This is a genomic window from Psychromarinibacter halotolerans (assembly GCF_029168315.1).
GTDB lineage: Bacteria > Pseudomonadota > Alphaproteobacteria > Rhodobacterales > Rhodobacteraceae > Psychromarinibacter > Psychromarinibacter halotolerans.
In genome coordinates this window covers 403,605-416,987 of record NZ_JARGYD010000002.1, presented here as the reverse complement: position 1 = coordinate 416,987, position 13,383 = coordinate 403,605, and the positions used below count along the sequence as shown (strand labels likewise).

Below are 13,383 nucleotides of genomic sequence, written 5' to 3'. Positions count from 1 at the left end.
ATCCGCCCTATCTAGTGCGCGAAGATGTCGATTTCAGGCCACCCGGCAAGATCCAGCCGCGCGCGGGTGGGCAGAAAGTCGAAACAGGCCTGCGCCATGTCCATCCGCCCCTCGCGCTCCAGCCGACCGTTCAGCTTCTCGCGCAGGGCATGCAGGTACAGTACGTCCGACGCGGCATAGTCCAGCTGCGCCTTGGTCAACTCGGCCGCGCCCCAGTCGCTCATCTGCTGGTGCTTCGAGATGTCGACGTCCAGCAATTCCTGCAGCAGGTTCTTCAGCCCGTGCCGGTCGGTGTAGGTGCGGATCAGCTTGCTGGCGATCTTGGTGCAATAGACCGGCGCCGCCAGCGCCCCGAAGGCGTTGTACATCGCGGCGATGTCGAAACGGCCGAAATGGAACAGCTTCAGGACGTTCGGATCTTCCAGCATCCGCGCAAGGTTCGGCGCGCTGGTCTGGCCCTTCTCGACCTGCACCAGATGCGCGTCCCCGTCGCCGCTCGACATCTGGACCACGCACAGCCGGTCCCGATGCGGGTTCAGACCCATCGTCTCGCAATCGATGGCCACGACGGGGCCAAGGTCCAGCCCGTCGGGCAGGTCGTTCTGATACAGGTGGTTCGTCATCAATGGCTCCGCGCGTCTCGCTGGCGTTTCGCAAGGCGAATAGGCCTTTCCGAGCGGGCTGTAAACGTGTCGCACATCGCTGCCGCCGCGCGGCGAGGGGCCAGCCCCTCGCGCTCCCCGGGATATTTTCGGACCAAAGAAGCAGATGGCGCTCCCGACTTCTTTGGTCCGGAAATATCCCGGGGGAGTCACGCATGGCGTGACGGGGGCAGAGCCCCCTACAACGATGCCGTGATCCCGCCGTCGACATACAGGACGTGACCGTTGACGAAGCTGGCCGCGTCCGAGGCAAGGAAGATGCAGGCGCCGGTCAGTTCCTCGACCCGGCCCCAGCGCCCGGCGGGCGTGCGCTTCTCCAGCCACGCGCTGAAGTCGGGGTCGGCCACCAGCGCGGCGTTCAGAGGGGTGTCGAAATAGCCCGGCGCGATGGCGTTGCAGGTCAGGCCGTGCCGGGCCCAGTCGGTGGCCATGCCCTTGGTCAGGTTGGCGACCGCGCCCTTGGTCGCCGTGTAGGGTGCGATACCGGGGCGGGCCAGCGCCGACTGGACGCTGGCGATGTTGATGATGCGGCCGCGTCCGCGGGCGATCATATGGCGCGCGGCGGCCTGACCGGCATGGAAGACGCTGGCGACGTTGGTCTGCAGCAGGGCCTCGAACCGGTCGGAAGGGAACTCTTCAAGCGGACCGCGGTGCTGCATTCCTGCGTTGTTCACAAGGATGTCGATGGGTCCGGTGTGGGATTCGAAGCCGTCTATGGCGCGGCGGACCGCGTCGTGGTCGGTGACGTCGAAGGGCAGTTCGTGCGGGGCGTGGCCGTCGTTCCGCAGCGTTTCGGCGGCATCGCCCAGCTTGTTCGGGTCGCGGCCGTTCAGCACGACCTCGGCGCCCGCCTCGGCCAGCCCGCGGGCCAGCGCAAAGCCGATGCCTTGGCTTGATCCAGTGACAAGCGCGCGCTGGCCGGTCAGGTCGAACAGCGCGGTTCCGATCTTCATGATGTCTCCTCCCCGCCCGAAAGGGGCGTTCCCTGCCGGGAAACACACCCCGGAACGGGGCCAAGATCAAGTCTGCGCCGGGCCGCCCAGCCCCTCGAGGATCGGGCAGTCGGGCCGGTCGTCACCGTGGCAGCAGGCCACAAGGTGCGACAGCGTCGCGCGCATCGCCTCGAGATCCGCGATCTTCTGCCCGATCTGGTCAAGGTGGCCTTCGGCGATCCGCTTGACGTCGCCGCTGGCGCGGGCGTCGTCCTCGTACAGCGCCAGCAGGGCGCGGCAGTCTTCGATCGTAAAGCCCAGCGCCCGCGCGCGGCCAAGGAAGATCAGCTTGTGAAGGTCGCGGTCGGCGAAGTCGCGATAGCCGTTGTCGCTGCGGTCCGGGCGCACCAGCCCGATGTCCTCGTAATAGCGGATGGTCTTCGCGGGCAGGCCACTGCGGTCGGCGGCGTCCGAGATGTTCATGCGGTTTCTCCCGGGTTGGCCCGGCGCAGGCGCAGGGCGTTGGACAGGACGAACACGCTGGACAGCGCCATCGCGCCTGCCGCCAGCATCGGCGACAGTTGCAGACCGAAGGCGGGGTACAGCACGCCCGCCGCCACGGGGATCAGCGCCACGTTATAGCCGAAGGCCCACGCAAGATTCTGGTGGATGTTGCGCATCACCGCGCGGGACAGGCCGAAGGCCCGCGCCACGCCGCCGAGGTCACCGGACATCAGGACCACGTCCGCCGTCTCGATGGCGACGTCGGTGCCGGTGCCGATGGCAATGCCCACGTCCGCCGCCGCCAGCGCCGGAGCGTCGTTGATACCGTCGCCGACGAAGGCGAGCTTGGCGCCGTCCTTGCGCAGCGCCTCGACTGCGGCGACCTTGCCGTCGGGCAGCACCTCGGCCACGACCTTGTCGATGCCGACCTCGGCGGCGATCGCCTCGGCGGTGGACTGTGCGTCGCCGGTGATCATCGCGACTTTCAGACCCATGTCGTGCAGCGCGGCGATGGCGGCGCGGCTGGTGGATTTCACCGGGTCAGAGACTGCAACGGCGGCGGCAAGGGTGCCATCGACGGCGACGTACAGTGGCGTCTTGCCGGCGCCTTCGATCACGGCGGCGGTGGTGTCGATGCCCTCGCGCTCCATCAGACGACGTGCGCCGACCGTGACCTTGCGGCCCTCGACGCTGGCTTCCACGCCGTAGCCGGTGATCGAGCGGAACCCCTCGACCGCGGGAAGCTCCAGACCCTTCGCCTCGGCCGCGCGCAGCAGGGCATGCGCGACGGGGTGTTCGGACTGGCCTTCGACGGCGGCGGCAAAGCGCAGCACTTCGTCTTCGGACAGGTCACCGGTCACGACGATGTCGGTCAGTTCGGGCCGGCCCTCGGTCACGGTGCCGGTCTTGTCCAACGCGACGACGCCCACGCCTTGCAGCGCCTGCAGGGCGTCGCCCTTACGGAACAGCACGCCCAGTTCGGCGGCGCGGCCGGTGCCGACCATGATCGAGGTGGGCACGGCAAGACCCATCGCGCAGGGACAGGCGATGATCAGAACCGCGACCGCCACAACGATCGCGTGGCCGCCGCCGGGGCCGAACACCAGCCACGCGGCCAGCGTCAGCAGCGCGGCAGCGATGACGGCGGGGACGAACCACGCGGTGATGCGATCGACGACGCTTTGGATCGGAAGCTTGGCGCCCTGCGCCTGTTCGACCATCGCGACGATACGCGACAGCGTCGTCTCGGCGCCGACATGGGTGGCGCGGAACACCAGCGCCCCGGCGCCGTTGACGGTCCCGCCGGTGACCGCGTCGCCCTCGGTCTTGTGCACGGGAAGGGGTTCGCCGCTGATCATGCTTTCGTCGACATGGCTGTCGCCGGACACGACCGCGCCATCAACAGCGATGCGTTCGCCGGGGCGGACGTGGATCATGTCGCCCTTCACGATCTCGGCGATGGGGCGGTCGATGGTCTTGCCGTCACGCTCGACCCGCGCGGTGTCGGGCTGCAGCGCGATCAGTTTGCGGATCGCCGCGCCGGTGCGGCCCTTGGCGCGGGCTTCAAGCCAACGGCCCAGCAGGATCAGCACCACGATGACGGCGGCGGATTCGAAATAGACGTTGGCGGCCCCTTCGGGCAGCACACCCGGCGCGAAGGTCGCGACGACGGAATACAGATAGGCCGCCGCCGTCCCCAGCGCGACCAGCGAGTTCATCTCGGGCGCGGCGCGCAGCAGGGCGGGGATGCCGATGCGATAGAATTCGCGGCCGGGCCCGACGAGGATGATTGTGGTCAGCGCGAATTGCAGGATGCGGCTGGTCTGCATCCCGATGGTGTTCATCACCAGCTCGTGCATCCCGGGGATGACGTGGCTGCCCATCTCGATCACGAACACCGGCAGGGCCAGAATGGCAGCCAGCAGCGTCGCGCGTTTAAGGCGCGCGGCATCCTCGGCCTTGGTGTGGGCCATGTGGTCGTGGTGCGAATGATCGTCACTAGACCGGAGTTTCGTCTTGTATCCGCTGTCCGACCCATAGCCCGCCAGCGCCTGCGGCGTCACCGCGCCGGGCAGATAGCGCACCAGCGCGGATTCGGTGGCAAGGTTCACGTTGGCCTCGACCACGCCGGGGGCGGCGCGCAGGGCCTTTTCGACCCGGCCGACGCAGGACGCGCAGTGCATCCCGTCGATGTCCAGCGTCACCTCTTCGACCGAGGCGGGGTTCCCCGTCTTGAGCAGGGCGGCAAGGATGTCGTCCGTCGTGGCGGGGTCGTCGAAGCTGACGCGCCCCTGTTCGGTCGCAAGGTTCACGTTCGCTTCGCGCACACCGGGTACGCCGCGCAGCGTCTTCTCGACGCGGCCGACGCATGATGCGCAGTGCATACCTTGGATATTCAGTGTGAGATCGGTCATGGCACCCTGCCGTTTTCTGGTTCGGCTAGGGACATAAGGTTTCCAGTCACTGGAAGGTCAAGGGGCCATTTGCAGAAAGACCTCGATCACTCTATCGACATGCGTTCCGCGTCTGACCGTTCCGTTTGCGCATTCCGGATGCGGCGCGGCCATGTGGATTTGATGAAGGCGAGAATGTCCCAGATCTCGGCCTCGGTCAGCGTCTCTTGGAACGCCGGCATCGCGCTGGGTACGCCTTCGATGCCCATGCGGCGCAAGGACTCCTCGCCGCCCAGAAGCGTGTAGGCGAACAGGTGGATATCACCGTGGTGCCACGTGTGTCCGGTTTCGTCATGGGGCGGGGCGGGCAGGGTGCCGTCTTCCTTGGCGGTGCGCCAGTCGGCGGCTTCGCCTTCAAGATCGGCGCCGTGGCAGCTGGCGCAGTTCTCGGCGTACAGCGTTTCGCCGCGCGCCGGGTCGGCGTCGTCGGGCATCCGGGGCGCTTGCGCATGGCCCGCGAGCGGGGCGCAGATCAGGGCGAGGGTAAAGGTACGAAGAAGTTTGCCGGACATCGGGGCCTCTGGTCGGTGACGGGTCCGACAGGGCGTAAGGGTTCCAGCAGGGGGAAGGTCAACGGGGTTCCGCTGACAAAGGGGTGACCCCCGCCCGGCAGGCAGGGGTCGTGGATGCGATCAGACGCCGCCCCAGATCGCCTCGGCGGTCTTCACGACAAGTTCCAGCTTGCGCTTCTGGTCGTCGGGCGTGATCGAGTTGCCTTCCTCGGTCGAGGCAAAGCCGCACTGGGGTGCGATGCCCAGCTGGTTGATGTCGACGTATTTCGACGCCTCGTCGAACTTGGACTTCAGCCAGTCGATGTCTTCCAGCTCAGCCGACTTGGTGGTGATGAAGCCCGGCAGAACGATCTGGTTGCCCTTGGGCAGCAGCTTCAGCGGCTCTAGCCCGCCAGCGCGGTCGGTGTCGTATTCCATGAAGAAGATGTCGACGCCGGTCGAGAAGATCGACTCGGCCGCAAGGTCATAGGCGCCCTCGGCGGCGTGGGTCGACCGGAAGTTGCCGCGGCACATGTGCATCCCGATGTACATGTCGGACGGACGGTCCTTGATCGCCTCGCGCAGCATCCAAGAATAGCGTTCGATCAGCCAGTCGGGGTCTTGTCCGTTGGCGACCTTTTCGGCGCGGTGCTTGGGATCGCAGAGATAGGCGAAGAAGATGTCGTCCATCTGCAGATAGCGGCAACCGGCCTTATAGAAGGTATCGACGGCCTTCTTGTACGTCGCTGCCAGATCGGCGAACAGCGCCTGCGGGTCTTCCTTGTACTCGGGCACATGGATGTCTTCCGGCGCGGTGCGGAAGTGGCAGCAGGACGGGCCGGGGATCGAGATCTTGGGGACCACCTTGGTGTTCTCGGCGACGAACTTGAAGTGTTCGATCATCGGGTGGTCTTCGGGGAAGTCGAGCTTGCTGGTGATGGTCGGGTAGATCGGGCGCAGCTTGACGCCCGCGAACTGAACGCCTTCATCGCGTTCGTCCAGATCCAGCCCGGTCAGCATACCCATGAAGTCATAGTGCCAGAACGACCGGCGCGCCTCGCCGTCGGTGACGGCCTTCAGCCCCACGTCTTCCTGCATCTTGATCAGTTCGGGGATGGCGGCATCCTCGACCGCCTTCAGCTCGGCCGCGTCGATCGACTTGTTCTGATAGAATTTCTTGCGTGCTTCCACGATGGACGCGGGACGCAGCAGGCTGCCGACGTGGTCTGCGCGGAAGGGTGGTTTAAGATCTGTCATTCAATGGCTCCGTTTCGGTGCGTGCCGGGTGCGGCACAGTCTTTGCACCCGTATTCAGAGACACAGGCGCAAGGGTCCGGCGGCACGCGGATCGCGCGCCGCCGATGATCGTGTCACCAACTGCCGATGATCTGCGGCAGCCACAACGTGACGGCGGGGAACGCGAAAAGGATCGCCACGCGAACCAGTTCCGCTCCGAAGAAGGGCAGTACGCCCTTGAACGTCTCGGTCATCGGGGTGTCCTTCGCCAGCGCCGAGATGACGAACACGTTCATCCCCACGGGTGGCGTGATCAGCCCGAGTTCCACGACGATCAGGGCTAAGATCCCGAACCAGATCTTCAGGTCCTCGGTGGACATGCCGAACCCGGATCCTTCGGCGCCCACGTAGAGACCGCCGTTGATCTCGACCAGAACCGGCCAGAAGAACGGGATCACCAGCAGGATCATCGAAAGCGAGTCCATCAGGCAGCCCAGCAGGATCAGCGCGACCAGCAGGATCGCCATGACCACGAACGGGGCAAGGCCCGATCCGGCGATCCATTCGGCGGTGGCCTGCGGCAGGCCGATCCGCGACATGAAGATCTTCATCAGCTCTGCGCCGATGAGGATCAGGTAGATCATGCCGGTGGTGCCTGCGGTTTCCTTCAGCGAGTCGAAGATCGCCGGCAGATTCAGGCGCCCCTTGGCGGTGCCGTAGATCCAGACCAGCGCCGCGCCGACGGCAGCGGCGGGGGTCGGGTTGAAGAACCCGCCGTAGATGCCGCCAAGCACAAGGCCGAAGATCACGACGACCGGGATCATGCCGATGGTCGCATCGCGCCATTCTTGGAAGTCGACGCCGCTGTGGCGCGGCCCGGCTTCGGGCTTGAACCAGACGTAGATCGCGATGGTCAGGATGAACAACACAACGGCCAGCAGGCCGGGCAGCATCGCGGCTGCGAACATGGTGACGATGTTCGCCTCGACGAGGATCGCGTAGATGATCAGCACGACCGACGGCGGGATCAGGATGCCCAGCACGCCGCCCGCTGCCAGCGATCCGGTCGCCAGCGCGCCCGAATAGTTGTACCGCTTGAGTTCCGGAAGGGCGACCTTGCCCATCGTCGAGGCGGTCGCAAGCGAGGACCCGCACACGGCGCCGAACCCGGCGCAGCCGGCGATCGCGGCCATCGCGGTGCCGCCGCGCATCCAGCCCAGCCACGCATTCGCGCCTCTGAACAGAGCCTGCGACAGGCCCGCGCGGGACGCCAGCGCGCCCATCAGGATGAACATCGGCACGACCGACAGGCTGTAGCCCGAGAACACGCCCCAGCCCAGCGTCTTCAGCTGGTTAAACAGCAGGGCGGGGCCGTTCATGTACATGATGCCGAAGCCGCCCACGAGGATCATCGAATAGCCGATGGGAATCCGGATCGCGATCAGCGCGACAAGGACGACGAGGCTGAGGATGCCCAGAGTAATCGGGTCCATGTAGCGTTACCTTTTGGCCATGTTAGAGACCGAGTCGACGACGGACGCGACGGACGCCAGCACCAGCAGCGCCAGCGAAGGCAGTACCAGCAGATAGCCGTACCAGGTCGGGATCGACAGGATTGCGGTGGTTTCCCCGTAGGTCTGCTTGTCGAGCATGCCATAGTACATGCGCCACAGCAGGATCGCGCCAAAGCCCAGCGCCACAAGCGCGCCAAGCAGCGAGAATAGAGACAGCCAGAACTTCGACGCGCGGGCGGTGAAGATGTCGGCCGACACGTTCAGCCCGGCAATCTGGCAGTAGGGAAGGAAAGAGAAGGCGGCGACGGCGACGCCAACCTCGGTCAGTTCGAAATCGCCGGGGACGGCCGCGTTGAACACGGCGGCCCCGACCACCGAAGCGACGTTCACCGCCACCACGGCCATAAGCACCAGACCGCCCAGGATCGCCCAGCCGGTCGTGATGCGAAGGACGAGGCCGTGAAGCCTCGTCCCGGATGCGTATGCGTCCGCCATTACTTGTCGGTGTTCTCTGCGATGGTTTCTTTAGCCATCTCGACAAGGGCCGCACCGTCCATGCCTTTTGCGGTGACTTCTTCGATCCAGCGGTCCTGCACCGGCTCAAGCGCCGTGATGAACGCGTTGGTCTCTTCCTCGCTCAGCATGATGTGCTCGCGGCCAGAGTCTTCAGCCATCTTGATGCCGAAGTCATCGCCGGCACGCCACACGTTGCCGACCTCGTCCCACCACTCGCGGCCAGAAGCGTCCTTGAACGCGGCCTTGATGTCGTCAGGCAGGCTGTCCCATTTCCCTTGGTTCATCGAAACCTGGAAGGTGGTGGTGCCGAAACGGGTCTCGTTGGCGCCCTCGATGAAGTACTGGATCTGGTCCTGCGCCTTGATCACCGGGATGATTTCCCACGGCAGGAAGGTGGCGTCGACGACCTTCTTCGACAGCGCGGCGGGAACCTCGGGGACCGGCATGGCGATCGGCGAGGCGCCCAGAGCCTCGATGACCCAGCCGCCGGTCCGCGACGGGATGCGGATTTTCAGGCCGGACATGTCCTCGGGCGAACGGATCTCGGTGTCGACCGACATGATCGCCTGACCGGCGTGCACGTGCAGCCACATCACCTCGAGACCTTTGTAGTCGTCGGCGAGGTACTCGTCGAACATGTCGTACATCGCCTTGTTGGCTGCCGAGATGTCGTTCAGGTAGACGCCGGGCAGCTCGAACACCTCGGTGCGCGGGAACTGGCCGGGGGTGTAGCCGTTGACCGTCCAGATGATGTCGACGACGCCGTCACGGGCCTGCTGGACCAGTTCGGGCGGGGTGCCGCCAAGGGTCATCGCGGGGAACATCTCGATCTTCACGCGACCGCCAGAGTTCTCTTCGACCTGTGCGGCCCAAGGTTCCAGCATGGATTTCTGCGCGGGCGACGTGGCCGGCAGCATGTGGTGCAGCTTGAAGGTGTATTCCTGTGCCGCAACCGAACCGGCCATCGCGACCGACACGGCCCCGACCGCAATCGTGGTAAGCAACGTCTTGAGTCTCATGGTAATCCTCCCTTTATGAGACAGAGCTAAACCGCCGGAGTAGCCTCTGCAGCGGCAATCATGGCAAAACCCGGCGCGTTTACAACGGACGCGGGTTCTTCGAACATCACGGCTTCGTAGTCTTCCCAGGCCAGCCGGGCGTGTTCCCGCGCCAGCGCCTCGACCCGGGTTCCTTCGCCATCGCGGACGGCACCGATCATCGCGCGGTGTTGTTCCTGCGCCCGGTGGAACGTGTTGCGGACCTTCGGGGTGTTGTAGCGGTGCGAGGGGAACGCGTCGGGCGACGCGAACGGCAGGCGGATCGCGCGGTGCAATTCCCGTTGCAGCGTGTCCGACCCGGCGACGCGGGAAAGCTCGACGTGGAATTCCTTGTTCAAGCGGGCGTAGTCTTCGAAGACCAGCGTCGTGTCCGTGCTGTTCAGCGCGGTGTCGATCCGGCACAGGATTGTTTCGCAGCGGTCCAGCACCGTCGTGTCGGGTCCGCGCTCGACAGCCAGCCGAAGCACCGTGCCTTCCAGCACGCCGCGCAGTTCGATGGCGTCGCGGGCGTTGTCGCGGGTGAACAGCCGGACGGTGCAACGGCCCGAAGCGGACCGGTACATCAGCCCTTCTTCGACAAGGATCGCCAGCGCCTCGCGGGCCGGGGTGCGGGACACCCCGGTCATCTCGCCGGCGGCGGCTTCAGAGACATGGCAATCCGGCTTCAACTCGCCCGCCAGAATGCGGGCACGCAGCTCGCGTACCGCAAGCTCGACCAGTTGGATTTTGCCAGAATCACCCATTGCCCCTCCCAAAGCTAACGGTCAGGAATGGTTATCCGGTATACTGTTTCCGGTCAAATGAAATGGCTGCGCCTTATGTGGCGCAGCAACTGTATACAGCTTGACCTTCCGTAACGGTCGGATCAGCGGCCGAACTTCGGCGAAAAGATCATCACCTGCGCAAAGTTGCGGCGGTGATGATCAGTCACCGACGTCCGTGGCGTGACCGTTCGGGGCAAGTTCCTCTTTCACCTGTCCCCATGCCAGCGCCGAGAAGATCGCGGTTCCGCCGAAAACGTTCCCGGCAAGGACGGGAATGAAGAAGTTGGTCAGCGCCTCGCCGGGGGTGATTCCACCGGCCAGCAGCACCATCCACATCTCGACAGACCCGACGATGATGTGGGTGAAGTCGCCCGCCGCGATCAGCCAAGTGAAGGCGAAGATCAGCAGAAAACTCTGCTTCTCGGCCTGGGGCAGCATCCAGACGATGGCCGCCACGAGAATCCCCGCCGGAATGGCGCGGGCGAACGCCTCCCACGGTTCGAAGCTCATGGCGTGTTCAGAGATTTCCAGCGCGGCGCTCAGAACCTGATCGGGCAAGGCGCTGGTAAAGGTGAAGAACAGCGCGGCGGCCAAGGCGCCCACCACGTTCGCGGCCAGCACGATAGACCACAATGTCCCCGTGCGGCGGAATTTGAAGCGGGTCGGTTTGGACAGGATGGGAAGGACGGTGGTGATGGTGTTCTCGGTGAACAGCTGCATCTTGCCCATGATCACCACGAGAAACCCGAAGGAATAGCCGAAGTTCTCGATCAGGAAGCGCCCCTGAAACCCGCGCAGTTCGCTTCGCAGGACGGCCTCCGCGATCAGCGAGAAGCTGATCAGAGCCCCGGCGGCCAGCCCGGACCAGATCAACGAGCTTTTCGGACGCTCAAGCTCTTCCTCGCCATCCCGGCGGATCACTTCGTAAATCAGGCGCGGCGCCAGCGGCGTCGCTTCCTCTACGGCAATCTTGTCGGCCTTCTCTTCGGCCAGTTCTTCTTTGTCATCGTTCATGGACCGTGGACCCGTACCTAACAACGAAGGGCGGCGCACGACCGGCACCACCCCTCTCCTGACGCTATAAATAGGCCGAACCCGGCACCGGGCCAGAGCACACGGTTCGGGACTGGTCATTGCCGCGCGTTTGTCAGAGTGTCGGCACGCCGCAACCAAGGAGACCCCGGTATGGCTTTCGTGTTCGATCCCGCCCCCACACCTTCGGCCGCAGTGGCCGGCACCGACGACCGCTTTCCGGTGCGCCGCATCTTCTGCGTGGGGCGCAACTATGCCGAACACGCGCGTGAGATGGGGAACGATCCCGACCGCGAGCCGCCGTTCTTCTTTACCAAGGCCCCGGACTCGGTCGTCGAGGATGGCGCGACCGTGCCCTATCCGCCCGAAACCGAGGACCTGCATTTCGAGGGAGAGTTCATCGTCGCCATCGGCAAGGCCGGCTTCAACGTCTCGGAGGCGGACGCGCTGGATTACGTTTGGGGCTATGGCACCGGCAACGACCTGACCCGCCGCGACCTGCAATGGGCCGCGAAGAAGGCGGGCAGACCGTGGGACTGGTCGAAAGGCTTCGACCGCGCCGCCGTGATCGGCGCGCTGTATCCGGCGACCGAGGTCGGCCACCCGTCGAAAGGCTTCATCCGAACCGAGGTGAATGGAGAGATCCGTCAGGATGCCGACCTGTCCGACATGATCTGGGCGGTGCCCGAGATCATCGCCTATCTCACCCGCTCGATCGAGATCCGCCCCGGCGATCTGATCATGACCGGCACGCCCGCTGGCGTCGGTGCGCTTCAGGTTGGCGACAGCTGCACCGTCAGCATCGAAGGGCTGGGCGCGGTGACCACGAAAATAGGCCCTAAAGCCTAGATCAGGGACGCTTGCGCCGTCAGACGAACACGTCCATCGACTGCTGCTGGCCAACGCCGAACACGCGCTTGTAGCGGTCGATCTCTTCCGCCGGTCCCATCGCCTTGCGCGGGTTGTCCGACAGTTTAACCGTCGGGCGCCCGTCGGCAGAGGTCGCCTTGCAGACCAGCGAGAACGGCGCCAGCGCATCGTCTGGCACCAGACCGCGGAAGTCGTTCGTCAGTAGGGTGCCCCACCCGAAGGACACGCGCACGCGGCCTACGAAACGGGCGTGCAGTTCCTCGATCTTCTGTTCGTCCAGCCCGTCCGAGAAAATCACCAGCTTCTTGCGGGGATCTTCGCCGCGCGATTCCCACCACGCGATGGCCGTCTCTGCACCTTCGGCGGGGTCGCCGGAATCGATGCGGATGCCGGTCCATGTCGCCAGCCAGTCGGGCGCATTCTGCAAGAAGCCCTTGGTGCCGTAGGTGTCGGGAAGGATGATCAGCAGGTTGCCTTCGTGCTCTTCCTGCCAGTCCTCCAGCACGCGGTAGGGCGCGCGGCGCAGGTCCTCGTCGGTGTCGGCCAGCGCGGAATAGACCATCGGCAGTTCGTGGGCGTTGGTGCCCACGGCTTCCAGATCGCGGCGCATGGCGATCAGGCAGTTGGAGGTGCCCGTAAAGCTGTCGCCCAGCCCTTCCAGCATCGCCTGCACGCACCAGTCCTGCCACAAAAAGCTGTGGCGGCGGCGCGTGCCGAAATCGGCGATCTTCAGGCCCTCGATCTTTTGCAGGCGCTCGATCTTTTCCCACAGCTTGGCCATCGCGCGGGCGTACAGCACTTCCAGCTCGAACCGCTTCATCTGCGCCAGAACAGCCCGGCCGCGCAGTTCCATCAGCACCGCAAGCGCCGGGATCTCCCACAGCATGACCTCGGGCCATTTGCCACGGAACGTCAGTTCGTACTGGCCGTCCTTCTTTTCCAGCTCGTAGGGCGGCAGGCGCAGGTTCTCGAACCATTCCATGAAGTCCGGGCGGAACATCTGGCGCTTGCCATAGAACGTGTTACCGCGCAGCCATGTGCTTTCACCACGGGTCAGCGACAGCGACCGGATGTGATCCAACTGCTGGCGCAGCACGTCCTCGTCGATCAACTCGGCCAGCCGGATGTCCTTGCTGCGGTTGATCAGCGAGAACGTGACCTCTGTGTCCGGCTTGTTGCGGAACACGGACTGGCACATGAGAAGTTTGTAGAAATCGGTATCGATCAGCGAACGGACGATCGGGTCGATCTTCCATTTGTGATTGTAGACCCGCGTGGCAATGTCGACCATGTCCGGCTCCCTGTTCGGCATCCCGTTAGAGCAAGCGGGATCATGGTTGTCAAAAACTAG

The 13,383-nt window shown here is 64.9% G+C and carries 13 protein-coding genes; 1 reads left to right on the top strand and 12 read right to left on the bottom strand.

Features of this window, described 5'->3' with window-relative positions:
* Positions 1-11: 11 nt before the first annotated feature.
* The 11 genes from P1K30_RS06915 to P1K30_RS06865 form a co-directional block, all read right to left on the bottom strand.
* Positions 12-623, bottom strand: coding sequence for a ribonuclease D (locus tag P1K30_RS06915; RefSeq protein ID WP_275631960.1), 612 nt, complete (start codon positions 621-623; stop codon positions 12-14).
* Between the two features lie 218 nt (positions 624-841).
* Entirely contained in the window at positions 842-1,615 is a 774-nt protein-coding gene (locus tag P1K30_RS06910; RefSeq protein WP_275631959.1) for an SDR family oxidoreductase, read from the bottom strand.
* Positions 1,616-1,681: 66 nt separating this feature from the next.
* Positions 1,682-2,077, bottom strand: coding sequence for a Cu(I)-responsive transcriptional regulator (gene cueR, locus P1K30_RS06905; protein ID WP_275631958.1), 396 nt, complete (start codon positions 2,075-2,077; stop codon positions 1,682-1,684).
* Positions 2,074-4,512 (bottom strand): heavy metal translocating P-type ATPase, encoded by a 2,439-nt coding sequence (locus P1K30_RS06900; protein ID WP_275631957.1) that lies wholly within the window; start codon positions 4,510-4,512, stop codon positions 2,074-2,076. Before P1K30_RS06900 ends, cueR begins: the two co-directional genes overlap by 4 nt.
* Before the next feature lie 86 nt (positions 4,513-4,598).
* Positions 4,599-5,063, bottom strand: coding sequence for a c-type cytochrome (locus tag P1K30_RS06895; protein WP_275631956.1), 465 nt, complete (start codon positions 5,061-5,063; stop codon positions 4,599-4,601).
* Between the two features lie 120 nt (positions 5,064-5,183).
* Positions 5,184-6,299, bottom strand: a complete 1,116-nt coding sequence (locus P1K30_RS06890) for a 5-methyltetrahydropteroyltriglutamate--homocysteine S-methyltransferase (protein ID WP_275631955.1) — start codon at positions 6,297-6,299, stop codon at positions 5,184-5,186.
* A gap of 113 nt (positions 6,300-6,412) precedes the next feature.
* Positions 6,413-7,771 carry a TRAP transporter large permease gene (locus tag P1K30_RS06885; protein WP_275631954.1) on the bottom strand — a complete coding sequence of 453 codons (1,359 nt, stop codon included), beginning with the start codon at positions 7,769-7,771 and terminating at the stop codon, positions 6,413-6,415.
* Between the two features lie 6 nt (positions 7,772-7,777).
* A complete protein-coding gene (locus P1K30_RS06880) occupies positions 7,778-8,287 on the bottom strand; it encodes a TRAP transporter small permease (RefSeq protein WP_275631953.1) in 510 nt (169 codons plus the stop codon).
* Positions 8,287-9,327, bottom strand: coding sequence for a TRAP transporter substrate-binding protein (locus tag P1K30_RS06875; RefSeq protein WP_275631952.1), 1,041 nt, complete (start codon positions 9,325-9,327; stop codon positions 8,287-8,289). The genes P1K30_RS06880 and P1K30_RS06875 overlap by 1 nt, the downstream gene beginning before the upstream one ends.
* A gap of 26 nt (positions 9,328-9,353) precedes the next feature.
* Positions 9,354-10,109, bottom strand: coding sequence for a GntR family transcriptional regulator (locus P1K30_RS06870; RefSeq protein ID WP_275631951.1), 756 nt, complete (start codon positions 10,107-10,109; stop codon positions 9,354-9,356).
* A gap of 180 nt (positions 10,110-10,289) precedes the next feature.
* The gene (locus P1K30_RS06865) at positions 10,290-11,144 is read right to left on the bottom strand and encodes a formate/nitrite transporter family protein (protein WP_275631950.1); all 855 of its coding nucleotides are present in this window, start codon (positions 11,142-11,144) and stop codon (positions 10,290-10,292) included.
* 171 nt (positions 11,145-11,315) lie between these two features.
* Here P1K30_RS06865 and P1K30_RS06860 point away from each other — a divergent pair, with 171 nt between their 5' ends.
* Positions 11,316-12,011: a fumarylacetoacetate hydrolase family protein gene (locus tag P1K30_RS06860; RefSeq protein ID WP_275631949.1), complete on the top strand. Its 696-nt coding sequence runs from the start codon at positions 11,316-11,318 to the stop codon at positions 12,009-12,011.
* 19 nt (positions 12,012-12,030) lie between these two features.
* On the opposite strand, the gene pncB is transcribed toward P1K30_RS06860, so the two are convergent.
* Entirely contained in the window at positions 12,031-13,323 is a 1,293-nt protein-coding gene (gene pncB / locus P1K30_RS06855; protein ID WP_275631948.1) for a nicotinate phosphoribosyltransferase, read from the bottom strand.
* Positions 13,324-13,383: the final 60 nt, after the last annotated feature.

Bases quoted from the DNA above. Each gene is read 5' to 3' on its own strand.
- P1K30_RS06915 (WP_275631960.1), bottom strand. From the start codon at position 623: ATGACGAACCACCTGTATCAGAACGACCTGCCCGACGGGCTGGACCTT.
- P1K30_RS06910 (WP_275631959.1), bottom strand. From the start codon at position 1,615: ATGAAGATCGGAACCGCGCTGTTCGACCTGACCGGCCAGCGCGCGCTT.
- cueR (WP_275631958.1), bottom strand. From the start codon at position 2,077: ATGAACATCTCGGACGCCGCCGACCGCAGTGGCCTGCCCGCGAAGACC.
- P1K30_RS06900 (WP_275631957.1), bottom strand. From the start codon at position 4,512: ATGACCGATCTCACACTGAATATCCAAGGTATGCACTGCGCATCATGC.
- P1K30_RS06895 (WP_275631956.1), bottom strand. From the start codon at position 5,063: ATGTCCGGCAAACTTCTTCGTACCTTTACCCTCGCCCTGATCTGCGCC.
- P1K30_RS06890 (WP_275631955.1), bottom strand. From the start codon at position 6,299: ATGACAGATCTTAAACCACCCTTCCGCGCAGACCACGTCGGCAGCCTG.
- P1K30_RS06885 (WP_275631954.1), bottom strand. From the start codon at position 7,771: ATGGACCCGATTACTCTGGGCATCCTCAGCCTCGTCGTCCTTGTCGCG.
- P1K30_RS06880 (WP_275631953.1), bottom strand. From the start codon at position 8,287: ATGGCGGACGCATACGCATCCGGGACGAGGCTTCACGGCCTCGTCCTT.
- P1K30_RS06875 (WP_275631952.1), bottom strand. From the start codon at position 9,327: ATGAGACTCAAGACGTTGCTTACCACGATTGCGGTCGGGGCCGTGTCG.
- P1K30_RS06870 (WP_275631951.1), bottom strand. From the start codon at position 10,109: ATGGGTGATTCTGGCAAAATCCAACTGGTCGAGCTTGCGGTACGCGAG.
- P1K30_RS06865 (WP_275631950.1), bottom strand. From the start codon at position 11,144: ATGAACGATGACAAAGAAGAACTGGCCGAAGAGAAGGCCGACAAGATT.
- P1K30_RS06860 (WP_275631949.1), top strand. From the start codon at position 11,316: ATGGCTTTCGTGTTCGATCCCGCCCCCACACCTTCGGCCGCAGTGGCC.
- pncB (WP_275631948.1), bottom strand. From the start codon at position 13,323: ATGGTCGACATTGCCACGCGGGTCTACAATCACAAATGGAAGATCGAC.